Below are 24,815 nucleotides of genomic sequence, written 5' to 3' on the forward strand. Positions count from 1 at the left end.
TACCAACGCGGTAGAAAACAAGGACTATGACTTTACTTCGCCCTTTGAATATGGCTACGAAACTGATGAGCCGTCCTCGTCTACGTGGCCAGCGGATCATATAGATAATCATCGAGCTTTTTTTGAAGAAATTCTTAAGCTCGCCAAAGACACATGGAAGTCAGACTTAATTAAATCTTCAGGGGAAGACCCATCGAACTGGTAATTATTTCCTGGCAACGTTTAGAAAAAGGCGACAAGCTCACACCAGAGAAACCAATCACACAGTTGTCAATCATAGCTCATCTCGCCAATAGCTTGATCAACCGAAAAAGATAAATTTATTCATGAACAAAATTAAAATTATAGCCTTAGGTGGAAAAATTACACTTGATGATATTTCGCAGCTAGACCAGACCGTCAAAACATCTACAATCATAGGCGACTTAAAAGAAGACTTATTCCAAGCATCATTCCCGGCAGAGCAAATATTAGATATTGGCTGGTATCCTGAATTCTGCGAAAGCGGCCAATTTCGAATCTCACTTATCTTAAATCAGAATTGGGAAAAACCCCATTACACTGAAAACGCAAAAAACTGGGCAGAACTAGAAACAGCCCTAGAGCGGACTTTAAAAAAAATTAAATTCCCGCAATGTTACTAGATAAAATAAAAACAGACCTTATTCCAAACGCGCTTTATCGGCGACGGAGTTACACCACAAGAACTCACCGACCACAGCGGCGACACATTTTTTGTCGGCCAAATACCGCGTCCTACGGCAACCTCGCAGCGCTCAACGTCAGCGAATCGACAATTCGTTGCAGTTCCAGGGGCAGTATTTCGATGCGGAAACAAGGTTACATTACAACCTCCACCGCTACTACAATCCGGGACTGGACGTTTTCTGACAGAAACGTTCTTGACTAAGGCGGTTCTAAACTTATCTTCCCCGCTCGGAAACTCCGGCTGGTTACAATAATGGCGAATTGACGAACGGGATAAGGATAGAGTTAACGAAAGCGGGAGAGTCTGTGTTTCATAGCTTAACCGCCTCAACCTATCGATTCAAAAAAAATATGGAAAAGTAAAATAAAATGAGAGAAGAACTAGAATATAAGCTACAACCTATACGCATTCCAAGCGGATGGACTATAACAATAAATAATCTGTTTGAGGTTTCACTAACACCGGCAACGGTCGCTTGGTTTAGCAGTTCAGTCTTAATCGGCGGAGTTCGACGGAGCACGGGACACTGTTTTGATGCACGCGTGGATCCTGAAGGGGATCCCGATGGCGAGTTTGTAATTGATTTTTCAACCATACAATACGATCACAAAGGTAAACCACTCAAGAACTCAGAAGTGCATCTAAGTGAGTTTAGAACAAAAATCAAAGCTGAGCTCATTGATAAGATTGAGTCCTTCATGATTGAAATATAGGCCCTGAATAAAAGCCGTAAAAACCTTACATCTTTTTTAACCATTCAACGTATGATTTGGAAAAATTAGGAAAAGTTATTCTCAACACTTAAACACTATTTGGATTTATTGAGCGCAGGTGCAAAATAAAGATGACCTAGCTTGAATAAGCTGTCATTTAAGATTGGAGGCTGACAAATGAAAATCCTGTTATTACGTACAATCGAATCGTCACCATCTGGCGCGCTCGTAGAGTTCTCCACAGCCTTCGGCAATGGCTTGTCTTATTTCCATAGTTTTGAACCTCTAAAAAATCATTTCTATGATGTAGAGCTCGACATAGATGACGAATTCAAGTGGAATGAAAACTTGAGAATCTCAAAAGAAACCGCCCCCTCTATAAGCTTTAACTCAGACAATCTTCAAATCACCGCCGAGTTAATTGCATTCGAAGAGGGTGGCTGCGGAGCAATCAACATTGACGATTCTATAACTTTAATATCACTAGACAAAGTCAAATCAACCTTGCCAGTCTTTATTGAACTCACCGCAACAAGAACTTCTCTCCACGCAAACAGAATCTAATATCCAAGATGACCGACAACTGCCATTAAAATTGCATCTAGATATCCTGCGTGAGTACTAATGCAAATGACGATATAGCCTGTTTTGATGGAAACGATGAGTCAGCCAATCCAGAGGTTTTGATAATTCACGCTTATGCCTCTACCAGATGGGAACTGCATGAAGTTTATCCCAGCTTCGAGGAGTGGCTAAAAAAGGCGTATGAAGCGCACCGTCTGTGGGAAGCAGAAAGCTAAAGTTATCAACCGCAGAGCGCAGAGCCATTCCCAGCACCATCAGCCCCACGCCCCACAAGACTCAACTCAACTCATCGCCACCCTCACCTGCCGCTCCAACTCAACCTTCAACCCCGGTTCAAGCTTCAACTGCCGCGCCAGTTCATCCAGATAGCTCTTCTCCATAAAGCTCTCCTCGTCCACCAACATCACACTAGCGATATACATCTCAGCAGCCATTTCCGGCGTGCTCGCCGCACGGGCAACATCGGCCGGGTCGAGGGGTTTGTTGAGTTCGGCATGCAGCCAATGCTGCAGTTCCTGATCGTTATCCAGTTTGGTGAATTCACCCTCGATCAATTGCCGTTCCCGGTCATCGATGTGGCCATCAGCCTTGGCCGCTGCGACGAGGGCTTTGAGGATGGCCTGGCTGTGTTGTTCGACTTGGGCGGGGGGCAGGCGATCAAGCGTTTGCGGCTCAGTTTGTGGTGCCCTGCCCTGCTGTGCGTTCCAATTGCCGTAGGCTTTGTAGGCGAGGACGCCCAGCGCGGCGAGGCCACCGTAGAGGGCGACCTTGCCGCCGACTTTGCGCACTTTTTTATTACCAAGGAGCAGGCCCATCGCGCCGGCCGCCAATGCGCCACCGCCCGCGCCGGAGAGCAGACCGCCGAGGCCGTTTGAGCCACCGGCGCCGCCGAGCAATCCGCCCAGGCCGCCGGCTGAGGATGTGTTCTGCGAGCCGCCGGTCTTGTTCTGCAACAGATCCTGGCCGGACTTCAGTAGTTGATCGAGCAATCCACGGGTGTTCATGTTTCCGCCTCCAAAGCAGGGTATCCGGATCCGTAAGGCCCTCAGCCTAGTTCGAAAGTGCCCGGCACCGTCCCGCGAGTGTGCTTCCAGATGTTGCTCGCGCTTTTAGCTCAAAGCTCACCGCTTGCAGCTTCCCTTCTAAAAAACCGATATACACTCCAGCCAATCTATAAAAACCGACCACAGGGTATTCCTCCCATGATGACCTTGCGTCAGATTCGTCATTTCATCGCCGTAGCCGAGACGGGCTCGATCTCCGCTGCCGCGCAAACTGCGTTCATTTCCCAATCGACCCTGACCTTGGCGATCCAGCAACTGGAAGAAGAGATCGGCGTCAGCTTGTTCAACCGTCATGCCAAGGGCATGACGCTGACGCATCAGGGGCATCAATTCCTGCGCCAGGCGCATTTGATTCTGGCGACCGTGGATAACGCCAAGCGCAGTCTGCAACAGAGCACTGATCAGGTTGCTGGCCAGTTGATCGTGGGAGTGACCAGTCTGGTCGCCGGTTATTACCTCGCCGATCTGGTCACTCGGTTTCAGCGCGCCTACCCCAACGTCGAGATCCGGGTAATGGAGGACGAGCGGCCATACATCGAGCATTTGCTAGTCAGCGGCGAGATTGACGTCGGCGTGTTGATTCTCTCCAACCTCGAGGATCGTCATGCCTTGCAGACTGAGGTGCTGACTCACTCACCGCATCGATTGTGGTTGCCGGCGCAACATCCATTGCTGGAGCACGACAGCATCAATCTTGCCGATGTCGCCCGCGAGCCGTTGATTCAGCTGAACGTCGATGAGATGGATCGCAATGCCCAGCGCATGTGGCGCGGCGCCGGTTTGCAGCCGCACATCACGCTGAAGACGGCGTCGACCGAAGCGGTGCGAAGCCTTGTCGCTGCCGGTCTGGGCGTTTCGATTCAGCCGGACATGACTTATCGCCCGTGGTCGCTGGAGGGCGACATCATTGAGGCGCGGCCGATTGCCGACCTCAGTCAGACCCTCGACGTCGGTCTGGCATGGCGCCGGGGCACGGCGCGGCCGGCGTTGGTTGATCCGTTTTTGACTGTCGCACGCGAGCAACCCCACGGCGGGCGCAAGCCATCTATTTAATCGAATGCCACCTTCAGTATTTAGAATTTGTCGACCTCGGAGCCGCGCACTAGTCTTGCTGCATCTATAAGACGTTCGGCTCCCGGTCACAGGGAGCGTTATGAACACCCAAGATAAGAGATCGCGGAAAATGGCAGGCGCGCAGACCCCGATGTGTACCGCGTTGTTGATCGATGGTGAACTGGTCGCGGGCGAAGGTTTTGTCGAGCCGATTCTTAATCCGGCCACCGGTGAAGTGCTCACGCACATCGCCGAAGCCAGTACAGAACAGGTCGAAGCCGCGATCCTCGCCGCCCATCGCGCCTTTGCCGAATGGTCGCGCACCACGCCGCAGCAACGTTCGAACCTGCTGCTGGAGATCGCCAACGCTGTCGAAAAACACGCCGATCACCTCGCCCGCCTTGAATCCCTGAACTGCGGCAAGCCGTTGCATTTGGCGCGTCAGGACGACTTGAGCGCCACCGTCGACGTGTTCCGTTTCTTCGCCGGCGCCGTGCGTTGCCAGACCGGGCAGCTCAGCGGCGAATACCTGCCGGGTTACACCAGCATGGTGCGGCGCGACCCGATTGGCGTGGTCGCATCGATTGCGCCGTGGAATTACCCGATCATGATGGCCGCGTGGAAAATCGCGCCCGCGCTGGCCGCCGGCAACACGCTGGTGTTCAAGCCTTCCGAGCACACGCCGCTGTCGATTCTGGCCCTCGCGCAGGCGTTGGCCGAGATCCTGCCACGCGGGGTGATTAACATCATTTGTGGCGGCGGCGAAGGCGTCGGCAGCCATTTGGTCAGTCACGCGAAAATCCGCATGGTGTCGCTGACCGGCGATATTGTCACCGGCCAGAAAATCCTCCAGGCCGCCGCGAAAACCCTGAAACGCACACACCTCGAACTCGGCGGTAAAGCCCCGGTGATCGTCTGCAACGACGCCGACATCAAAGCGGTCGTCGACGGCGTGCGCACCTATGGCTACTACAACGCCGGCCAGGATTGTACCGCCGCGTGCCGGATCTACGCGCAAACCGGCATCCACGACAAACTGGTCGCCGAACTCGGTGCGGCCGTCAGCAGCCTGCGCTTCGCCGGCAAACGCGACGCCGACAACGAGATCGGCCCGCTGATCAGCACCCGCCAGCGCGACCGCGTGGCGAGCTTTGTCGAACGCGCCCTCGGTCAGCCGCACATCGAACGCGTGACCGGCGCGGCGGTGCATTCCGGCGCCGGTTTCTTCTATCAACCGACGTTGTTGGCCGGCTGCAAACAGACCGATGAAATCGTCCAACGCGAAGTGTTCGGCCCGGTGGTGACCGTGACGCGCTTCGATGAGTTGTCGCAAGCGGTGGACTGGGCCAATGACTCGGAATATGGCCTCGCTTCGTCGGTGTGGACGCAGAATCTGGACAAGGCCATGCAAGTGGCCGCACGCCTGCAATACGGCTGCACCTGGATTAACAGCCATTTCATGCTGGTCAGCGAAATGCCCCACGGCGGGCTGAAACGCTCGGGTTACGGCAAAGACTTATCCAGTGATTCACTGCAGGACTACAGCGTGGTGCGGCACATCATGGCCAGGCACGGACAACAGCTTTAAACGGCAAGCCACAAGCTACAAGCGGTGCGCAAATTGCTTTCACTTGCAGCTTGCGGCTCACCGCTTGCAGCTACTCTCAACCCAACTTAATAAACAAGAAGAGAGGTTCCCATGTTCGTGCACAAGACCGCATTGCTCAGTGCAATCACCACAGCCTTGCTGGCCAGCGCCAGCCTGCAAGCCGCCGAGCCGTTGAAAGCCGTCGGCGCAGGCGAAGGTCAGCTGGATATCGTCGCTTGGCCGGGCTACATCGAACGTGGCGAAAGCGATAAAGCCTACGACTGGGTGACCGGTTTCGAGAAGGAAACCGGCTGCAAGGTGAACGTGAAAACCGCCGCCACCTCTGACGAAATGGTCAGCCTGATGGCCAAGGGCGGTTACGACTTGGTGACCGCGTCGGGCGACGCGTCGCTGCGGTTGATCGTCGGCAAGCGTGTGCAGCCGATCAACACCGACCTGATCAAGCACTGGAAAACCCTCGACCCGCGCCTGAAGGACGCGCCGTGGTACGTAGTCAACAAACAGACTTACGGCACCCCGTACCAGTGGGGGCCGAACGTGCTGATGTACAACACCAACGTGTTCAAGACCGCGCCGACCAGTTGGAACGTGGTGTTCGGCGCGCAGAACCTGCCCGATGGCAAACCGAACAAGGGTCGCGTGCAGGCTTACGACGGCCCGATCTACATCGCCGACGCCGCGCTGTATCTGAAGTCCACCCAGCCTGAACTGGGCATCAAGGATCCGTACCAACTCACCGAAGATCAGTACAAAGCCGTGCTCGATCTGTTGCGCGCCCAGCAGCCGCTGATCCACCGCTACTGGCACGACACCACCGTACAAATGAGCGACTTCAAAAACGAAGGTGTGGTTGCGTCCAGCGCATGGCCGTATCAGGTCAACGGCCTGATGAACGAGAAGCAGCCGATCGCCTCGACCATCCCGAAAGAAGGCGCCACCGGTTGGGCCGACACCACCATGTTGCACGCCGAAGCCAAGCACCCGAACTGCGCCTACAAGTGGATGGACTGGTCGCTGCAACCGAAAGTCCAGGGCGATGTGGCGGCGTGGTTCGGTTCGCTGCCGGCGGTTCCGGCGGCGTGCCAAGAGAGCGAATTGCTTGGCGCCGAGGGTTGCAAGACCAACGGGTTTGATCAGTTCGACAAGATTGCTTTCTGGAAAACGCCTCAGGCTGAAGGTGGCAAGTTCGTGCCGTATAGCCGCTGGACGCAGGATTACATCGCGATCATGGGTGGGCGTTAAGCCGGCCCCCTGTAGGAGCAAGCCTGCTCGCGAAGCGTCCATCACAGTCAATATTGCCGGTGACTGACACTCCGTCTTCGCGAGCAGGCTCGCTCCTGCATTGATCACCGTTTTTCAGAAGTCCAGGCACGGGCCGCTGCGACGACTCTCGCCTTTTTGGAGCACCGCACCATGACGCTTGCAGTCCAGTTCACCAACGTTTCCCGTCAGTTCGGCGAAGTGAAGGCCGTTGACCGGGTTTCCATCGATATCCAGGACGGTGAGTTCTTTTCCATGCTCGGCCCTTCAGGCTCGGGCAAGACGACCTGCCTGCGCCTGATCGCCGGGTTCGAACAACCGAGCGCCGGCTCGATCCGCATCCACGGCGCCGAAGCGGCCGGGTTGCCGCCGTATCAGCGTGACGTCAACACGGTGTTTCAGGATTACGCACTGTTCCCGCACATGAACGTGCTGGACAACGTGGCCTATGGCTTGAAAGTCAAAGGCGTCGGCAAGACCGAACGCCGCCACCGTGCCGAAGAAGCCTTGGCGATGGTCGCCCTCGGCGGTTATGGCGCGCGCAAACCGGTGCAGTTGTCCGGGGGCCAGCGCCAGCGCGTCGCCCTCGCCCGCGCCCTGGTCAATCGACCTCGCGTGCTGTTGCTCGACGAGCCGCTCGGCGCACTCGACCTGAAATTGCGCGAGCAAATGCAGAGCGAATTGAAGAAGTTGCAACGCCAGCTCGGCATCACTTTCATCTTCGTCACCCACGATCAGACCGAAGCGCTGTCGATGTCCGATCGCGTGGCGGTGTTCAACAAGGGCCGCATCGAACAGGTCGACACGCCGCGCAACCTGTACATGAAACCGGCCACTACGTTTGTTGCTGAATTCGTCGGCACGTCCAACGTAATCCGCGGCGATCTGGCGCAACAGCTCAGCGGCCATCCGCGACCGTTTTCGATTCGCCCGGAGCATGTGCGTTTCGCCGATGGGCCGCTGGCGAGCCATGAAATCGAAGTCAGCGGCGTGCTTCATGACATTCAATATCAGGGCAGCGCGACCCGCTATGAACTGACCCTGGAAAACGGCCAGACCCTGAGCATCAGCCAAGCCAACAGCCAATGGCTGGACACCAGCGCACAGCATCAGACCGGCCAGCGTCTCAACGCGCGTTGGGCGCGGGAAGCGATGACGCCGCTGCACGACGCCGTAGCGAGTGGAGTGTGAAATGAACACCCTTGCGATTGCTCAATCGCCGCCGCTGCGCAGGTTTTCCAATCTGCTCTATCGCCGACCGAACCTGTACCTGTCGATGCTACTGGTGCCGCCGCTGATCTGGTTTGGCGCGATCTATCTCGGCTCGCTGCTGACCCTGCTCTGGCAGGGTTTCTACACCTTCGACGACTTCACCATGGCGGTCACGCCCGACCTGACCCTGGCCAACTTCGCCGCGCTGTTTCAGCCGTCGAACTTCGACATCATTCTGCGCACCTTGAGCATGGCCATCGTCGTGTCGATTGCCAGCGCCGTCGTCGCGTTCCCGATCGCCTACTACATGGCGCGCTACACCACGGGCAAGACCAAGGCGTTTTTCTACATCGCGGTGATGATGCCGATGTGGGCCAGTTACATCGTCAAGGCTTATGCGTGGACATTGCTGCTGGCCAAGGGCGGCGTGGCGCAATGGTTCGTTCAGCACCTGGGGCTGGAGCCGGTGTTGCAGTTTGTGCTGGGGATTCCCGGGGTCGGTGGCAGTACTTTGTCGACTTCGCACCTGGGGCGTTTCATGGTCTTCGTCTACATCTGGTTGCCGTTCATGATTTTGCCGATTCAGGCTTCGCTGGAACGCCTGCCGCCGTCACTGCTGCAAGCCTCCGCTGACCTCGGCGCGAAGCCGCGCCAGACCTTCATGCAGGTGATTCTGCCACTGTCGGTGCCGGGCATTGCCGCAGGTTCCATCTTCACGTTTTCCCTGACCCTGGGCGACTTCATCGTGCCGCAACTGGTGGGCCCGCCGGGCTACTTCGTCGGCAGCATGGTGTACGCCCAGCAAGGCGCGATTGGCAACATGCCGATGGCGGCGGCGTTCACCCTGGTGCCGATTGTGCTGATCGCCATTTACCTGTCCATCGTCAAACGACTGGGGGCTTTCGATGCACTCTGAGAAGGCTTCAATCGGACTTCGAATCGCAGCGTGGGGCGGACTGGTGTTTCTGCACTTCCCGATCCTGATCATCTTCCTTTACGCCTTCAACACCGAAGATGCCGCGTTCAGCTTTCCGCCGAAGGGCTTCACCCTGCACTGGTTCAGCGTGGCGTTTTCGCGACCGGACGTGCTGGAGGCGATCAAGTTGTCGTTACAGATTGCTGCGATTGCCACGCTGATCGCCATGGTGCTCGGTACCCTCGCCTCGGCGGCCCTGTATCGCCGGGACTTCTTCGGCAAGCAGGGGATTTCGCTGATGCTGATCCTGCCGATTGCGCTGCCGGGGATCATCACCGGTATTGCCTTGCTGGCGACGTTCAAGACGCTGGGCATCGAGCCGGGGATGTTCACCATCATCGTCGGCCACGCGACCTTCTGCGTGGTGATCGTCTACAACAACGTCATCGCCCGATTGCGCCGCACTTCGCACAGTTTGATCGAGGCGTCGATGGATCTCGGCGCCGATGGCTGGCAAACGTTTCGCTACATCATCCTGCCGAACCTTGGCTCGGCGTTGCTGGCCGGCGGCATGTTGGCGTTTGCCTTGTCATTCGATGAAATCATCGTGACCACGTTCACCGCCGGCCATGAACGCACCTTGCCGCTGTGGCTGCTCAACCAGTTGAGCCGCCCACGGGATGTGCCAGTGACCAACGTGGTGGCCATGTTGGTGATGATCGTAACCATGCTGCCGATTCTCGGCGCCTATTACCTGACCCGGGGTGGCGAAAGCGTGGCGGGTAGTGGCGGGAAATGAATATCTAACAGTCACCACTATCCCTGTGGGAGCGGGCTTGCCCGCGAAGAGGCCGTCACATCCAGCATGGATGGCGGCTGACACATTGCCTACGCGGGCAAGCCCGCTCCCTCAGGGATAGTGGTTTCTTCAGAAAAATAACAATTGCTTCGAAGAGGACAAAATCATGCAAACCCGACTCTTGATCAATGGTCAACTGGTCAACGGCGAAGGCCCGGCGCAACCGGTGCTCAACCCGGCGCTCGGCCAGGTGCTGGTGGAAATCCACGAAGCCAGCGAAGCCCAGGTCGATGCCGCTGTGCGTGCCGCCGACAGCGCTTTCGCGTCCTGGTCGCAGACCGCGCCGAAAGACCGTTCGTTGCTGTTGCTCAAACTTGCCGACGCTATCGAAGCCCATGGTGAAGAACTGGCGAAACTCGAATCCGACAACTGCGGCAAACCCTACAGTGCCGCGCTCAACGACGAGATCCCGGCGATCGCCGACGTGTTCCGCTTCTTCGCCGGCGCGAGCCGTTGTATGAGCGGCTCGGCGGGCGGCGAATACCTGCCCGGCCACACCTCGATGATCCGCCGCGATCCGGTCGGCGTCGTCGCCTCCATCGCGCCGTGGAACTACCCGCTGATGATGGTCGCCTGGAAAATCGCCCCCGCGCTGGCCGCCGGTAATACCGTGGTGCTCAAGCCGTCGGAACAAACCCCGCTGACCGCGTTGCGTCTGGCCGAACTGGCGTCGGAAATCTTTCCGGCCGGCGTGCTCAATCTGGTGTTTGGCCGTGGGCCGACTGTGGGCAGTTCGCTGGTGACACACCCGAAAGTGCGCATGGTGTCGCTGACCGGCTCCATCGCCACCGGTTCGAACATCATTTCCAGCACCGCCGACAGCGTCAAACGCATGCACATGGAACTGGGCGGCAAGGCGCCGGTGATCATCTTCGACGACGCCGACATCGATGCGGCCGTGGAAGGCATTCGCACCTTCGGTTTCTACAACGCCGGGCAGGACTGCACGGCGGCGTGCCGGATCTATGCGCAACAAGGCATTTACGACAAATTCGTCGAGAAGCTTGGCGCGGCGGTCAGCACGATCAAGTACGGCATGCAGAATGATCCGTCCACCGAATTGGGGCCGCTGATCACGGCGCAACATCGCGACCGGGTAGCAGCGTTCGTCGAGCGCGCCGTGGCACAGCCGCACATTCGCCTGATCACCGGCGGCAAGGCTGTGGATGGCGACGGTTTCTTCTTCGAGCCGACGGTGTTGGCCGATGCGCAGCAGGACGACGAAATTGTTCGTCGCGAAGTGTTCGGGCCGGTGGTGTCGGTGACCCCATTCATCGACGAAGCCCAGGCACTGGAATGGGCCAACGATTCGGACTACGGCCTCGCGTCATCGGTGTGGACAGCGGATGTAGGACGCGCCCATCGCTTGGCCGCACGTTTGCAGTACGGCTGCACCTGGGTAAACACGCACTTCATGCTCGTCAGCGAAATGCCCCATGGCGGTCAGAAACTGTCCGGTTATGGGAAAGACATGTCCATGTATGGGTTGGAGGACTACACCACCGTTCGGCATGTGATGTTCAAGCACTAAAAGCTTCGCGAGCAGGCTTCAGCACCCAAACAATAACCACCGATCCGGGCGGCGCCTGCATGGCCCCGCCACGGTGTCGGCCATCCGAAATCTGCCGATTTCACGGAGTAAAACCCATGAGTGCATCACCCGATCTCTCAGCCGCCGTTGCCGACAGCGATGCCGAACAACTGCGTCAACTCGGCTACACCTCAAACTTCAACCGCAGCATGAGCCTGTGGGAAAACTTCGCGTTGGGTTTCACTTATCTGTCACCGGTCGTAGGGGTTTATACCCTCTTCGGCCTGTGCCTCGCCGCTGGCGGGCCACCGATGTTCTGGGCGTATTTGCTGGTCGGTTGCGGCCAGTTGCTGGTCTGCCTGATCTTCGGCGAAGTGGTTTCGCAGTTTCCGATTTCCGGCGGCGTCTACCCATGGGCGCGCCGCTTGGTGGGTAAAAAATGGGCGTGGATGGTCGGCTGGATCTACTCCATCGCCCTATGCGTCACTATTGCCGCCGTCGCGGTCGGTGCCGGCCCGTATCTTGCCGCAATGCTCGGGTTCGAGCCGAGCAACAACACCAACATCGTCATCGCTCTGGTGCTGACGCTGTTCGCCACGCTGGTCAATCTCAGCGGCACCAAAGTGCTGGCGCGCATTGCCATGTTCGGCTTTGTCTGCGAACTGGTCGGCGCGGTGATCGTCGGCGTATACCTGCTGATCTTTGAACGCCATCAGCCGCTCAGCGTGTTGTTCAACACGTTCGACATCAGCGTCGACGGTTCGTACCTGCCGGCGTTCCTCACCGCGTCGCTCGCCGGGATGTTTCTTTACTACGGCTTCGAGGCCTGCGGCGACGTCGCCGAAGAAACCCCGAACCCGAGCAAGCAAATCCCGATTGCCATGCGCATGACCATCTACATCGGCGGCATCGCGGCAATGTTCGCCTGCCTGGCGCTGATCCTCGCGGTGCCGGACATGCAAGCCGTGATCAACGGCACCGACAAGGATCCTGTCACCACCATCCTCAACAACGCCTTCGGCCCGGTCGGTTCGAAAGTGGTGATGGGCGTGGTGATGATTTCCTTCATCTCCTGCGTCATCAGCCTGCAAGCGGCGGCGAGTCGTCTGCTGTATTCCTACGCTCGCGATGAAATGGTCATCGGCAGCCGGCTGCTGAAAAAGATCTCTCCTGCAACACAGGTTCCGGTTGCCGCGCTGTTTGTGCCCGGCGTTTTGCCCGGCCTGATCATCGTCCTTGGCTTCTTCCTGCAAGACGCCGTCGCAACCATCGTCAGCTTCGCCGCCATCGGCATCTACCTCGCGTTCCAGATGATCGTCCTCGCCGCGCTGTACGCTCGCAGCAAAGGCTGGAAACCCAACGGCAAATTCACCCTCGGCGCCTGGGGCTGGCCGGTCAACATCGGCGCCCTCGTCTACGGGGTCGGCGCCATCATCAACATGGCCTGGCCGCGCACCCCGGATGCGGCGTGGTACATCAACTACGCAATGGTGCTGAGCACCGCCATCGTGATTGGTTTGGGGTTGTTGTACATGTGGATGGGCAAGCCGTACGACCATGGGAAGGCGCCGGCTGGGGATGCCTGGAAGGTGGGGCGCTGAGAATTTAACTACGGTTCGAATGCACGGCCCGCAGAAATGCGGGCATTGTTTGTCATCAGATCATCTGCGGCTGGGCCAGAATTTCGAACTCATCCATCAACAAATGGATATCGGTACTGGGATTAGGCTCACCACTCAGGACAACATCCTCAAGTATTTTTGGGGCCAAAATTCTCGCGGTGGTAAACGGCTCTCCCGACAATTGCGCAAAGTAGCCTATCGTCCTGCCTTTCTCGTACCGATCCATTCCGTGCTTTGTGCGAAGGCTCTTTATGACCAGGTCGGCAGGCGAATACTTTCCCACCGCTCTGAAGGGCTTTCGATTGAAACCGAAATGCAGCAACAGCCAGAACTCGAAGCAGGGATACGATGCGATGACTTGAATTTTCGGATGGGATTTAGCGAGATCCAGGGCGCGTTCGAAACAGAGGTGCGTATCACGATCCAATACGCAAAAGACCTTGTCGAATCTCCTTTGCCGTATGACTGCACGCTCGACAATGCCACTCGGGTGCGTAACGCCACAATGAACTATCTCAACATGAGCGCTCGCTCGAAAATAAGATGCAGCCTCCTCCAGATATTGTTTCCCTGACTTACTGTCCTCACAAAGCACCAGTACTTTGGGTTGAGGCTTGAAACGTGAAGGTTTCCGTTCGAAGAGTCTGGTTGAATTCATTCTTTTCACCCATGCCTTATCAACGGCAGTCCGCGATAACGCCCGTCGAAGTAACGCGCTTCGACGTCTTCGCTCTCCTCCCCCTCGAAGTCGTGAATGGAAAACAGATTTGTCGCGCCGTTACGATCGCGCTCAGTGATCCAGAACTGGTCACGGCGAAGGATTTTTTCGTCCATTAAATGGGTGTCATGAGTGGTAAAAATCAGTTGTGTGTCTAACCCGTTCGCCAAATGCCGGCCGATAAGATTGGCGACGATTGTAGGGTGAAGACTGCTGTTCAACTCATCCACACACAGTACGCCGCTGCCTGCGGCCTGATTCATCATGAACCACGGTAGCCAGAAACCGATCAGGTTCTTGGTGCCTCCTGACTCCTCGGAAAAATCAAACTCCGCATCACCTAAAAAACTGGAATGCGTCAGCGTCGCTTTGTCCTTTTGTGCAGCTGCGAAGAACTCTTTCAATGTGAGTTTCCTGTTGCCTTCGGCACGCTCCGAATCATCAACATTGAGCGCAATCGCCGACACAGGCACATCCAGCGCACTGAGAAATTCCCGCAGATCATCCGTGTGATTCGAGACTGTTTTAAGAAAGCGAATCGAAGCTGCAGACAAACCGGTCATGTTGTTCTGTTCAACCACAAGCAACCCGGTCTGAAACCAACTGAACGGCGCTCGTAACTGGCTCAGCTCTTCGCTGCTGTTGGTCACTGCTTGCGCAAGAAACAGCATTCGCGGGCTCGTCAGACGCCGCCATGCGCAATGAACTTCCTTGCCACCTTCAAGCGTCTGACCGAAGACATAGTGCTCTCCCTCAGTACCGAATTGACGGTCATAGAGCAGCGTTTCCTGGCCTTGCGGATAGGAAAGCAACTGTTCCCGAACTATTCGTTGCACCGTCATTTCGAGCAGGAACCGATAGCGCAATCCCGCCTGAACGAAGTTGTATTCAAAGACGCTCGGCAACACCTCCAACGCAGGATCAAAACGAAAAGGTGAAACCGGTAATGGCTCGTCGCTTGAGCCGGCTGACGGCGCGAGCAGACGTCCGGCAATTGCCATTGCTTGAATCAGGGAAGACTTACCGGAAGCATTAGCCCCATAGATCGCTGCCACTTTCAACAAGTCGGGCAGCTCCTCTCCACCTACCGAAGGCCGGAGAAGATTGTGCGTTTTGCCCAGCAAAGGAGCTGCCGCCATCGACAGCGTTTGTTTGCCACGGAACGAGCGATAGTTGGAAACCGAGAATTCGATCAGCATGTGAAACACCTGCGGTTCATTCCTGAATCTGCAATAGATAAAGCAAAAACAACACCTCGGGGAGGCTGCTTCTGCGCTCAGTGCAAAATCAGGAAATTCCTACAGACGCAGCCTTCTGCAGAAAGCCTCGTTTCCTACGAGGCGCGTCGGCAGAGTAGACTTGGCGCCGCTAGCGCCTGACCGATAGGCTTTGTCCCGTCGCTGCAAAATCAGCGGCCCGGGGTCGAAGCCGGGAAATTTCAAAACGGTGCTAGCGTGCCCCCATAGAACTGCGGCGGTTTCACAGCTCAGTTCTGCTTTATGGCGGGCCGTGTGGCGCGGGCCTTCCTGCTTTACCGTTTTGACGGAAGAATTCCGACTTCGAACGCCACTCGGTTCGCCACCCAACTTGTCGAAGAGTTGGTGGCGACTTTCATACTCAAAACGGAAGTCAGTCAATGCCAGTTAACGTCCAGAATCCACCGAACGCCCACCTCAACCCCACCGTCTTCACCCGCCACAACCGCTTCCTCCACGCCTTCTTCCAAGACCACCAGGCATGGTTCTGCGTCCAGGATCTCGGTCGCTTGATGGGCCAGCCACTGAATGAACGCCTCACCCTGAAACTCGATCCCGATCAGCGCCGTAATGTCTTGTTGCGCAAGGACGGCAAAATCATCGAATCGCCAATGGTCAGCGAGTCCGGCATGTTCGCGCTGCTCGTCCACCACTTCGTCCCGGAAAACCGCAACCTGCGTCGATGGCTGAGCGATGAAGTCATCCCGATGCTGCGCGAAAACAGCACGATGCCTGTGGATAACCGACCGAGCCTGAGTTTGGTGCGCTGGTCCGGCGTTACGGTTTCACTACTGCACTGGCAGCAACAGGCGTGGGTCAAATGGCGTGATATTCCTGAAGTCATGCAAGGGCAGCGGGCTTATCCGGTGACAGCAACTTGTCGCTGAGGCTGAACCAGCGAAAATAAAAAAGGGACAGGCTTCACAGCCTGTCCCTTTCATTCACTCGATCAAAACCGCGAAACACTCCTCATCGCATCCACCAGATACCGCATCGCAATGCGGTCGCTCTCCGACAACTCCCGATAACGCTCCACCAGTTTCAGTTCGTCGGAGCTGAGTTTGCGTTTGCGCCAGCCGCCGTTGAGGCAAGGGAAGATGCCCAGTATTTCGGTGATGCCTTGTACTTTTGCCATGGACGATGTCCCTCTCCAATACTTCAAATCTGCCTTGAAAGCCGCATCGCCCTGCTCCTTACAGCAGCGCCGTGAGCTGTGCCGGGCCGAAGGTTCGGCACCGGTCATGAGCTATAGAATAGAAATTTAATCGGCGCTGGAAAGTCTTTTTTAGAGTAATTAGTCAAGAAAAGCAGTTATGCCCTTCAAATCAGAAGAGCCTGTCAGAAAGTTAACCGAAACGTCTTGTTTCATTGAGACTCTGCGACTTTGAATCAAGGATTTTTGCATGACGACCGAACGGTTTAAGCTTGCCGGCATCTGTTTATAGTCCGTTGTGTTTGGCCGAAGGCACGTCCGAACCGTAAATTCTGATCCAGCACGTGCCAGGAACGGCGCGGGATTGCTCACGACAGGTTGTATTTATGCACCGCAGGAATCTGCTCAAAGCGTCCATGGCCATTGCGGCTTACACCGGTCTCTCAGCCACCGGTCTGCTCACGGCCCAGGCCTGGGCCGCCAAAGGTGGCGCGGCTGATGGCGAAGCCGAGCCCTTCGATTTCGATGCGCTCAAGCGTCAGGCCAAGCAATTGGCCGGCACGGCGTACCAGGACACCAAACAGGTGCTGCCACCGACGCTCGCGACCATGACGCCGCAAAATTTCAACGCGATCCGCTACGACGCCAATCATTCGCTGTGGAAGGAACTCAAGGGCCAATTGGACGTGCAGTTTTTCCACGTCGGCATGGGTTTCCGCCAACCGGTGCGTATGTACAGCGTCGACGCCAAGACGCGCATGGCCCGCGAGGTGCATTTCCGTCCGCCGCTGTTCAATTACGAGAACACGTCGGTCGACACTCAACAGCTAAAGGGTGACTTGGGCTTCGCCGGCTTCAAGCTGTTCAAGGCGCCGGAACTCGATCGCCATGACGTGGTGTCGTTCCTTGGCGCGAGCTACTTCCGCGCGGTGGATGCGTCTGGCCAATATGGCTTGTCGGCGCGCGGCCTGGCCATCGACACCTACGCCAAGAAGCGCGAAGAATTTCCTGATTTCACCAAGTTCTGGTTCGAGACGCCGAATCAGAACGCCACGCGCTTCGTGGTCTATGCCCTGCTCGATTCGCCGAGCGCGACGGGCGCGTATCGTTTTGACATCGATTGCCAGGCCGAGCGTGTGGTGATGGACATCGACGCCCACATCAACGCGCGCACTGCCATTGAACAACTGGGCGTCGCGCCGATGACCAGCATGTTCAGTTGCGGCACCCACGAACGGCGCATGTGCGACACCATCCATCCACAGATCCACGACTCTGATCGTCTGGCGATGTGGCGCGGCAACGGCGAGTGGATCTGCCGCCCGCTGAACAACCCGGCCACGCTGCAATTCAACGCGTTCACCGACAAGGATCCGAAAGGGTTTGGCCTGGTGCAGACCGATCATGAGTTTGCCAACTACCAGGACACGGTCGACTGGTACAGCAAGCGCCCGAGCCTGTGGGTGGAACCTACAACTGCGTGGGGCGAAGGCTCTATCGACCTGCTGGAAATTCCTACAACCGGCGAAACCCTCGACAACATCGTGGCGTTCTGGACGCCGAAAAAACCGGTGGCTGCCGGGGACTCGCTGAACTTCGGTTACAAACTTTACTGGAGCGCGCTGCCGCCGGTGAGTACGCCACTGGCACGGGTGCAGGCCACGCGTTCGGGCATGGGCGGTTTCACCGAAGGCTGGGCGCCGGGTGAACATTATCCTGAAGTCTGGGCACGGCGTTTTGCCGTGGACTTCACCGGCGGCGGTCTGGATCGCTTGCCGCAAGGTACCGGCATTGAGCCGGTAGTGACGTGCTCGAATGGCGAGGTCAAGGATTTCAGCGTTCTGGTGCTGGACGACATCAAGGGTTATCGGATCCTGTTCGACTGGTATCCGACCAGTGACAGCGTAGAGCCTGTCGAGCTGCGGCTATTCATCCGTACCAATGAGCGCACGTTGAGTGAAACCTGGTTGTACCAGTATTTCCCGCCAGCGCCGGAAAAGCGCAAGTACACCTGATCGAGGTTGTTGTTTGGGCGGGCCTCTTCGCGGGCAGCACAACCGACAAACAATCCCCAGGCAAAACAAAAAACCCCGACCATCACTGGCCGGGGCTTTTTTTTTCAACAGTTCACTCAATCGCGCAAATCAGACTCATGAATCGGCTGATCCCGGTGCGTTGCACGCTGATATTGCGCCGGCCACACCGCTTTGCGCCCGCCCAGGTCATCGTCGGCATGCAGCGGCCAGTACGGATCGCGCAGCAGTTCGCGGGCGAGGAAGATGATGTCGGCCTGACAGGTTCGTAAAATGTGCTCGGCCTGCGCCGGTTCGGTAATCATTCCCACAGTGCCGGTGGCAATGCCTGACTCTTTGCGAACACGTTCGGCAAATCGCGTCTGGTAGCCGGGGCCAACCGGAATTTCGGCATTTGCCGCCGTGCCGCCCGACGACACGTCGATCAGATCGACACCGAGGTTTTTCAAGCGTCGCGCCAGTTCCACGGTTTCATCAGGGTTCCAGCCGTCCTCGACCCAATCCGTAGCCGAGACTCGCACAAACACCGGCAATTCCTCCGGCCATGTGGCACGAATCGCTTCGGTCACTTGCAGCACCAGCCGAATACGGTTTTCGAACGAACCACCGTACTGATCGCGGCGCTGGTTGCTCAGTGGAGACAGAAACTGATGCAACAGATAACCGTGCGCCGCATGCACTTCGACAACTTTGAATCCGGCGGTCAACGCACGCTTGGCAGAGGCGACGAAGGCCTGGATGACGTCGCTTATTTGCCCTTCATCGAGCTGCTCGGGTCGGGTGTGCTGCGGATCAAAGGCAATCGGTGACGGCCCGACCGGCACCCAGCCGCCCTCCTCCGGTTTGACGCTGCCATGCTTGCCCAGCCACGGACGATAGGTGCTGGCCTTGCGCCCTGCGTGAGCCAGTTGAATGCCGGCCACCGCGCCTTGAGCCGCGATGAACCGGGTGATGCGCTGCAACGGCTCGATCTGCTCGTCGTTCCACAAGCCGAGGTCTTCGGCGGTAATGCGCCCGTCGGCCGTGACCGCCGTGGCTTCGGTGAATATCAGGCCGGCACCGCCAATTGCGCGGCTGCCGAGGTGCACCAGGTGCCAGTCATTGGCCAGGCCATCGACGCTGGAGTACTGGCACATCGGCGATACGGCGATGCGGTTGGGCAAAATCAATTGGCGAAGGGAAAAGGGTTCAAGCAGCAGACTCATGGGGCACCTCTCAATCAGTGGTCAGGCTCCAGGGTTCTGTTTGAAAAGTCGACGAGTGACAGGAAAAAGGTGCAACACCCGCCCCCGCGGGCAAAAAATTCGACAAGACGTCACAAGGCCAATCAAGCAGTGCTTAGAGCCTAGTCGACAACCGGGGATCACGGGGGGTTCCTGAAAAGATCGCAGCCTGCGGCAGCTCCTGCACTGGAATGCGATTTCCTGAAGGAGCTGCCGCAGGCTGCGATTTTTTGATCTTCAACGCGGTTCGATGTGGGCAATCATCAATTGCACGGTTTCATTGCCACGAAACTCGTTCAAATCAAGTTTGTAGGCCAGTTCGACCCATTTGATCGTCGGGTTCGGCCAGATATCACGATCAATACCAAAAGCAATGCCATCGAGCTTCACTGAACCACACTCGCTTTTCAGCACCACTTTCAGGTGCCGCTCGCCCACGACCCGCTGCTCGACCAACTGAAACACGCCATGAAACAACGGTTCAGGAAAGTGCTGGCCCCAGGGACCGGCATGGCGCAAGGCGCGGGCGAGTTCGAGGTGGAACTCCTCGACGGCCAATGTACCGTCCGACAGCAATCGGCCAGTCAGGTCGTCTTCGCGAAGTTGCCTACGCACTTCAGCGTCAAAAGCCTCGGCGAACAACGGAAAATGCTCCTGACGCAACGTCAGGCCCGCCGCCATCGCGTGACCACCGTACTTGGCGATCAGCTCCGGATGCTGCGCCGCCACGACACTCAAGGCGTCACGAATATGGAAACCCTGTACCGAACGCCCCGAGCCCTTGAGCAAACCATCACCAGCATCGGCGAACGCAATGGTCGGGCGGAAATAGCGTTCTTTCATACGCGACGCGAGGATGCCGATGACGCCCTGGTGCCATTCCGGATCAAACAGGCACAGGCCGAACGGCATCGATTCCACCGGCAAATCCTTGAGCTGGGCCAGCGCCTCGCGCTGCATGCCCTGTTCGATGGATTTGCGATCCTGGTTCATGCCGTCCAGTTGCGCGGCCATTTCCCGGGCCAACGCTGCGTCGCCGGTCAGCAGGCATTCGATACCCAGACTCATGTCGTCCAGACGCCCCGCCGCGTTGAGGCGCGGGCCGACGATGAAGCCGAGGTCGGTGGAGGTGATGCGCGAAGCATCACGTTTGGCGACTTCGAGAATCGCCTTGATCCCCGGCCGTGCCCGACCGGCGCGGATACGCTCCAGGCCTTGGTGCACTAGAATCCGGTTGTTGGCATCCAGCGGCACCACGTCGGCAACACTGCCCAGCGCCACCAAATCGAGCAATTCACCGATGTTCGGTTGCGGCTTGTTTTCGTACCAGCCGAGGCTGCGCAAACGCGCGCGCAACGCCATCAGCACATAAAAAATCACCCCGACCCCGGCCAATGCCTTGCTCGGAAATTCGCAGCCAGGCTGGTTCGGATTGACCAGCGCATCGGCTTGCGGCAGTTCTTCGCCGGGCAAGTGGTGGTCGGTGATCAGCACCTTAAGCCCGGCGCGTTTCGCCGCCGCTACACCGTCAACGCTGGAAATGCCGTTGTCGACGGTGACCAGCAGATGCGGTTCGCGGGTCAGCGCGACTTCGACGATTTCCGGGGTCAGGCCGTAGCCGTATTCGAAGCGGTTCGGCACCAGATAGTCGACGTGTGCGGCGCCCAGCAGGCGCAAACCGAGCATGCCGACCGTGCTGGCGGTCGCGCCGTCCGCATCGAAATCGCCGACGATCAAGATGCGCTGACGCTGCTCCAGTGCAGTCACCAGCAGATCCACCGCCGCGTCGATGCCCTTGAGCTGCTGGAACGGAATCAGCCGCGCCAGACTCTTGTCCAGCTCTGCCTCGGACTTCACACCCCGCGCCGCATACAAGCGGGTCAACAGCGGTGGCAGGTCACCGAGAAATGGCAGGGTGGCGGGCAACTGACGAGGTTCAATACGCATGGGCTGACAGCTAATTCTCTTGGATATGTGGGACTTTTCCGGGGAGGCGCTGATTAGCCGCGCTCGCCCTGCAACCATTGCAACTGGACTTCGTGCTGGCCACGGTCGTCGGTGACGAAAACCGTGCCTTCGCTGATCATCACGTCCCACTTGATAACGCGGGGCATGTCTTTGGCCAGGGTTTCCAGCACTTCCTGAGGCACGGCAGCGATATTGACGTTTTTCAGGTTCTTGATCGCCGGGATCACCTTGGTTTCCCAGACACGCAGGCTGCCGTACGCCAGCAGACTGGTGCGCTCGGTGCGACGCGAGCACCAGGTCAGACGGTCGGCGTCGGGCTGTCCGACTTCAATCCAGTGCAAAACGCGATCATCCAGGCTTTTTTCCCACAGCGCAGGTTCATCCACGTCCGACAGACCACGGCCAAACGACAGCTGCTCGTTGTACCAGAGCGCGTAGGCCAACAGTCGCACGGTCATGCGCTCTTCGGTTTCCGAAGGGTGACGGGCGATGGTCTGCTTCACGCTCTCATAGACGCTGCGGTCGAGGTCGGTGAGGTTCAGTTCAAACTTGTACGTGGTGGACGGCTGGGCCATGAACGGGCTTCTTGATACGGAGAAAGTCGGCAAGTCTAACCGATGCGGTAGGCAATCCACGAATTGATGGCGATCAAGCTTGAGCGTCTGACAGTCGGCTATGTTAAAACCCTGTATCCGTTCAACCATGTCCTACAGGATTCTGCATGCCGTTCGCCAACAAACCGCTCTCAGGTCTGAAAGTCATTGAATTGGGCACGCTGATTGCCGGCCCGTTCGCCTCGCGCATTTGCGGCGAGTTTGGCGCCGAGGTGATCAAGATCGAATCCCCGGACGGCGGCGATCCACTGCGCAAGTGGCGCAAGTTATACGAAGGTACTTCGCTGTGGTGGTTTGTTCAGGCGCGCAATAAAAAGTCGCTGACCCTGAACCTGAAGCACCCCGATGGCCTGGCGATCCTGAAGAAACTCCTCAGTGAAGCCGACATCCTCATTGAAAACTTCCGCCCCGGGGTGCTTGAAAAGCTCGGCCTGAGCTGGGAAACCCTGCATGCACTGAATCCGAAACTGGTCATGGTGCGCCTGTCCGGTTTCGGCCAGACCGGGCCGATGAAGGATCAACCGGGGTTCGGTGCTGTCGGCGAGTCCATGGGCGGTCTGCGTTACATCACCGGTTTCGAGGATCGGCCGCCGGTTCGCACCGGGATTTCCATCGGCGACTCGATTGCCGCTCTGTGGGGCGTGATCGGTGCGCTGATGGCGTTGCGTCACCGTGAAGTCAACGGCGGCCTCGGCCAAGTGGTCGACGTGGCGTTGTACGAGGCCATTTTCGCGATGATGGAAAGCATGGTGCCGGAATTCGACGTGTTCGGTTTCATCCGCGAACGTACCGGCAACATCATGCCCGGCATTACGCCGTCGTCGATCCACACCAGTGCCGACGGCAAACATGTGCAGATCGGCGCCAACGGTGATGCGATCTTCAAGCGCTTCATGTTGATCATCGGCCGCGAAGACCTGGCGCATGATCCGGCCCTGGCCAGCAATGACGGCCGCGACAACCGCCGCGACGAGTTATATGGCGTGATTGATCGCTGGGTGAATTCGCAGCCGCTGCAAACGGTGCTCGACCTGCTGAATCAGGCCGACGTACCGGTCAGCCGCATCTTCAGCGCCGAGGACATGTTCAGCGATCCACAATATCTGGCACGGGAGATGTTCCTCCATGCCAGGCTGCCCGACGGCAAGCCATTCAAGATGCCGGGGATCGTGCCGAAACTCTCAGAGACACCGGGCACTTCCGAATGGGTCGGGCCGACGCTCGGTGAACATAATGCGCAGGTACTTCACGATCTTGGCTACGACAAGAGACAGATCGCACGGCTGCGTGAAGACGGAGCCATTTAAGCTGAGGCGCCGGCAAATCAGCGTCGCCAGCCACGTATGGCGAGTGTTCAGTGTGCTTTTCCTGCTGGCGCTGCCCACTTGGGCGCAGGCGAAGCCGACGCTCATATGGCTGTTGCGCGACCTGCCACCGCTGACGATCTTCGAAGGGCCGAAAAAGGGCCAGGGCGTGATCGACCAACTGCTGCCGCAACTGATCGCCGGCATGCCCCAGTACGAACACATACTGATGCGGGTCAACCGTGCCCGCGGCACTCAAATGCTGCGTGAGCAGCCGTTTGCCTGCGACCCTTCGCTGATCTGGAACAAGGAGCGGGCGCAGTGGCTGTCGTTTTCCATTCCAGCGTTCCGTGCGGTCAGCAACGGCCTGGTCGTGCGTCAGCAGGATCGTCAGGTGCTTGAGCCGTTCATGGTCAACGGCGAAGTCGACCTCACGGCATTTCTGGCGGACGGCAAAAGCAAGGTCGGCGTGGTCGCCGAGCGCAGCTATGGGGAATTTCTCGACACTTTGTTGCGTGAAGCCCCGACAGGCTCCTTGCTGCCGCATTACGGCAACGATGCCTTGAGCAGTTTGCTGTCGATGCAGCGGCTCGGGCGATTGCAGGTGGTGTTGGGTTATTGGCCGGAAATCGATTATCAGGCACGGCAAGCGCAGATTGCCGAGGACGAACTGGTGTTGTTGCAGGTAAAAGGCACCGGCAAATACCTTTCAGGCCACATCGGTTGTTCCGGCACGGCCTTGGGCCGTCAGGCGATCAAGGAGATCAACCAGTTGCTGCGCACCCTGCCACATGACTCTCTGAACCAGCGCTACGCCGATTGGCTTGAGCCCGGGCGCCGCGAGGACTATCTGCAACAGGCGCGAATTTTCTTCGAGCAACAGGCCGCTCATTGACACATTGCGGACAAAAAGAAACCCCGAGAAGTGGGGAGACGACTCGGGGTTAAACGTGGCCTGTAATTAGAGGCCCGTAGCAGCAAGCGACAAGCACCGGAGCACAATGCTTGATCCTGCTGTTACGTGGTCTGACCGACACGGCTGCAGGAAGGTTCCCACAGAAAACGTTTCAAATTCACAGCGCCGGGCGCTTGTCCTGGGCCGCATTGCGCAATGCCGCGATCACGCAGGGTTCCAGCCGTCCTTCAGCAATCAGCACGTCGCGATGCAAGCCATCGACGACATCGGTCAGCAAGCGCTTGTCGCTCAACTGCGTCTGATTGAATTCGCGTTCCACAACAATGGCGCCGCTACCGTTCTTCAAGGTCACCAGGCATTCGCCATGGGCACCGCAAGGGGTCAACGTCACCTGATACGGGCTTAGAGCCTCACCGAGCAATAGACTGATACTTTCCATCTCGATCTCCACTCATTAGTCCGAAAACATAGTGCCTGGGGCGTGTTCACAGTAAATG

23 protein-coding genes and 2 pseudogenes are annotated in these 24,815 nt (G+C 57.5%); 17 read left to right on the forward strand and 8 right to left on the reverse strand.

What is annotated here, in order from left to right:
• From GIW69_RS00005 to GIW69_RS00025, 5 genes and pseudogenes are all read left to right on the forward strand, one after another.
• Nucleotides 1-205: pseudogene (locus tag GIW69_RS00005) on the forward strand (hypothetical protein); the annotation flags it as partial.
• Nucleotides 206-326: 121 nt separating this feature from the next.
• Nucleotides 327-644 carry a hypothetical protein gene (locus GIW69_RS00010; protein WP_236480108.1) on the forward strand — a complete coding sequence of 106 codons (318 nt, stop codon included), beginning with the start codon at nucleotides 327-329 and terminating at the stop codon, nucleotides 642-644.
• Between the two features lie 51 nt (nucleotides 645-695).
• Nucleotides 696-893: pseudogene (locus tag GIW69_RS26260) on the forward strand (RHS repeat-associated core domain-containing protein); the annotation flags it as partial.
• 184 nt (nucleotides 894-1,077) lie between these two features.
• Nucleotides 1,078-1,422 carry a hypothetical protein gene (locus GIW69_RS00020; RefSeq protein WP_236480109.1) on the forward strand — a complete coding sequence of 115 codons (345 nt, stop codon included), beginning with the start codon at nucleotides 1,078-1,080 and terminating at the stop codon, nucleotides 1,420-1,422.
• A 177-nt stretch (nucleotides 1,423-1,599) separates the two neighbouring features.
• Nucleotides 1,600-1,986, forward strand: a complete 387-nt coding sequence (locus tag GIW69_RS00025; protein ID WP_236480110.1) for a hypothetical protein — start codon at nucleotides 1,600-1,602, stop codon at nucleotides 1,984-1,986.
• A gap of 302 nt (nucleotides 1,987-2,288) precedes the next feature.
• On the opposite strand, the gene GIW69_RS00030 is transcribed toward GIW69_RS00025, so the two are convergent.
• On the reverse strand, nucleotides 2,289-3,011 hold the full coding sequence (locus GIW69_RS00030; RefSeq protein ID WP_236480111.1) for a tellurite resistance TerB family protein: 723 nt from the start codon (nucleotides 3,009-3,011) through the stop codon (nucleotides 2,289-2,291).
• Nucleotides 3,012-3,209: 198 nt separating this feature from the next.
• Between GIW69_RS00030 and GIW69_RS00035 the strand changes: the two genes are divergently transcribed.
• The 8 genes from GIW69_RS00035 to GIW69_RS00070 all read left to right on the forward strand — a co-directional run bounded on the left by GIW69_RS00035 (nucleotide 3,210) and on the right by GIW69_RS00070 (nucleotide 13,112).
• The gene (locus GIW69_RS00035) at nucleotides 3,210-4,124 is read left to right on the forward strand and encodes a LysR family transcriptional regulator (RefSeq protein WP_236480112.1); all 915 of its coding nucleotides are present in this window, start codon (nucleotides 3,210-3,212) and stop codon (nucleotides 4,122-4,124) included.
• A 130-nt stretch (nucleotides 4,125-4,254) separates the two neighbouring features.
• The gene (locus GIW69_RS00040; protein WP_236480113.1) at nucleotides 4,255-5,712 is read left to right on the forward strand and encodes a gamma-aminobutyraldehyde dehydrogenase; all 1,458 of its coding nucleotides are present in this window, start codon (nucleotides 4,255-4,257) and stop codon (nucleotides 5,710-5,712) included.
• Nucleotides 5,713-5,823: 111 nt separating this feature from the next.
• Complete coding sequence (gene ydcS / locus GIW69_RS00045; protein ID WP_236480114.1) at nucleotides 5,824-6,975, forward strand: putative ABC transporter substrate-binding protein YdcS; 1,152 nt, start codon at nucleotides 5,824-5,826, stop codon at nucleotides 6,973-6,975.
• Between the two features lie 171 nt (nucleotides 6,976-7,146).
• Nucleotides 7,147-8,184: an ABC transporter ATP-binding protein gene (locus tag GIW69_RS00050; protein WP_236480115.1), complete on the forward strand. Its 1,038-nt coding sequence runs from the start codon at nucleotides 7,147-7,149 to the stop codon at nucleotides 8,182-8,184.
• 1 nt (nucleotide 8,185) lies between these two features.
• A complete protein-coding gene (locus tag GIW69_RS00055) occupies nucleotides 8,186-9,121 on the forward strand; it encodes an ABC transporter permease (protein ID WP_236480116.1) in 936 nt (311 codons plus the stop codon).
• Nucleotides 9,111-9,920, forward strand: coding sequence for an ABC transporter permease (locus tag GIW69_RS00060; RefSeq protein ID WP_236480117.1), 810 nt, complete (start codon nucleotides 9,111-9,113; stop codon nucleotides 9,918-9,920). Before GIW69_RS00055 ends, GIW69_RS00060 begins: the two co-directional genes overlap by 11 nt.
• 166 nt (nucleotides 9,921-10,086) lie before the next feature.
• Nucleotides 10,087-11,511, forward strand: a complete 1,425-nt coding sequence (locus tag GIW69_RS00065) for a gamma-aminobutyraldehyde dehydrogenase (RefSeq protein ID WP_236480118.1) — start codon at nucleotides 10,087-10,089, stop codon at nucleotides 11,509-11,511.
• A 116-nt stretch (nucleotides 11,512-11,627) separates the two neighbouring features.
• On the forward strand, nucleotides 11,628-13,112 hold the full coding sequence (locus tag GIW69_RS00070) for an amino acid permease (RefSeq protein ID WP_236480119.1): 1,485 nt from the start codon (nucleotides 11,628-11,630) through the stop codon (nucleotides 13,110-13,112).
• Between the two features lie 55 nt (nucleotides 13,113-13,167).
• Here the strand turns inward: GIW69_RS00070 and GIW69_RS00075 are convergent, their stop codons facing one another.
• Together GIW69_RS00075 and GIW69_RS00080 are read right to left on the reverse strand one after the other, a co-directional pair.
• Nucleotides 13,168-13,791 carry an RloB family protein gene (locus GIW69_RS00075; RefSeq protein WP_236480120.1) on the reverse strand — a complete coding sequence of 208 codons (624 nt, stop codon included), beginning with the start codon at nucleotides 13,789-13,791 and terminating at the stop codon, nucleotides 13,168-13,170.
• A 5-nt stretch (nucleotides 13,792-13,796) separates the two neighbouring features.
• Nucleotides 13,797-15,050 (reverse strand): ATP-binding protein, encoded by a 1,254-nt coding sequence (locus GIW69_RS00080; RefSeq protein WP_236480121.1) that lies wholly within the window; start codon nucleotides 15,048-15,050, stop codon nucleotides 13,797-13,799.
• A 437-nt stretch (nucleotides 15,051-15,487) separates the two neighbouring features.
• Here GIW69_RS00080 and GIW69_RS00085 point away from each other — a divergent pair, with 437 nt between their 5' ends.
• Nucleotides 15,488-15,994 carry a BRO-N domain-containing protein gene (locus GIW69_RS00085; RefSeq protein WP_236480122.1) on the forward strand — a complete coding sequence of 169 codons (507 nt, stop codon included), beginning with the start codon at nucleotides 15,488-15,490 and terminating at the stop codon, nucleotides 15,992-15,994.
• 62 nt (nucleotides 15,995-16,056) lie between these two features.
• On the opposite strand, the gene GIW69_RS00090 is transcribed toward GIW69_RS00085, so the two are convergent.
• A complete protein-coding gene (locus GIW69_RS00090) occupies nucleotides 16,057-16,242 on the reverse strand; it encodes a hypothetical protein (RefSeq protein WP_236480123.1) in 186 nt (61 codons plus the stop codon).
• A 404-nt stretch (nucleotides 16,243-16,646) separates the two neighbouring features.
• Here GIW69_RS00090 and GIW69_RS00095 point away from each other — a divergent pair, with 404 nt between their 5' ends.
• Nucleotides 16,647-18,275, forward strand: a complete 1,629-nt coding sequence (locus tag GIW69_RS00095; protein WP_236480124.1) for a glucan biosynthesis protein D — start codon at nucleotides 16,647-16,649, stop codon at nucleotides 18,273-18,275.
• Nucleotides 18,276-18,391: 116 nt separating this feature from the next.
• On the opposite strand, the gene GIW69_RS00100 is transcribed toward GIW69_RS00095, so the two are convergent.
• From GIW69_RS00100 to GIW69_RS00110, 3 genes are all read right to left on the reverse strand, one after another.
• Nucleotides 18,392-19,498: an NADH:flavin oxidoreductase/NADH oxidase gene (locus tag GIW69_RS00100; RefSeq protein ID WP_236480125.1), complete on the reverse strand. Its 1,107-nt coding sequence runs from the start codon at nucleotides 19,496-19,498 to the stop codon at nucleotides 18,392-18,394.
• A gap of 255 nt (nucleotides 19,499-19,753) precedes the next feature.
• Nucleotides 19,754-21,463 carry a single-stranded-DNA-specific exonuclease RecJ gene (recJ, locus tag GIW69_RS00105; protein ID WP_236480126.1) on the reverse strand — a complete coding sequence of 570 codons (1,710 nt, stop codon included), beginning with the start codon at nucleotides 21,461-21,463 and terminating at the stop codon, nucleotides 19,754-19,756.
• Nucleotides 21,464-21,516: 53 nt separating this feature from the next.
• Nucleotides 21,517-22,059, reverse strand: coding sequence for a YaeQ family protein (locus tag GIW69_RS00110; protein WP_236480127.1), 543 nt, complete (start codon nucleotides 22,057-22,059; stop codon nucleotides 21,517-21,519).
• Nucleotides 22,060-22,205: 146 nt separating this feature from the next.
• Here GIW69_RS00110 and GIW69_RS00115 point away from each other — a divergent pair, with 146 nt between their 5' ends.
• Nucleotides 22,206-23,405 carry a CaiB/BaiF CoA transferase family protein gene (locus tag GIW69_RS00115; RefSeq protein WP_236480128.1) on the forward strand — a complete coding sequence of 400 codons (1,200 nt, stop codon included), beginning with the start codon at nucleotides 22,206-22,208 and terminating at the stop codon, nucleotides 23,403-23,405.
• Nucleotides 23,386-24,297, forward strand: a complete 912-nt coding sequence (locus GIW69_RS00120) for a TIGR02285 family protein (RefSeq protein ID WP_236480129.1) — start codon at nucleotides 23,386-23,388, stop codon at nucleotides 24,295-24,297. The genes GIW69_RS00115 and GIW69_RS00120 overlap by 20 nt, the downstream gene beginning before the upstream one ends.
• A gap of 178 nt (nucleotides 24,298-24,475) precedes the next feature.
• On the opposite strand, the gene GIW69_RS00125 is transcribed toward GIW69_RS00120, so the two are convergent.
• Complete coding sequence (locus GIW69_RS00125; RefSeq protein WP_236480130.1) at nucleotides 24,476-24,757, reverse strand: DUF3509 domain-containing protein; 282 nt, start codon at nucleotides 24,755-24,757, stop codon at nucleotides 24,476-24,478.
• Between the last annotated feature and the right edge of the window lie 58 nt (nucleotides 24,758-24,815).

The organism is Pseudomonas syringae, from assembly GCF_021605415.1.
GTDB classification, from domain to species: domain Bacteria; phylum Pseudomonadota; class Gammaproteobacteria; order Pseudomonadales; family Pseudomonadaceae; genus Aquipseudomonas; species Aquipseudomonas syringae_S.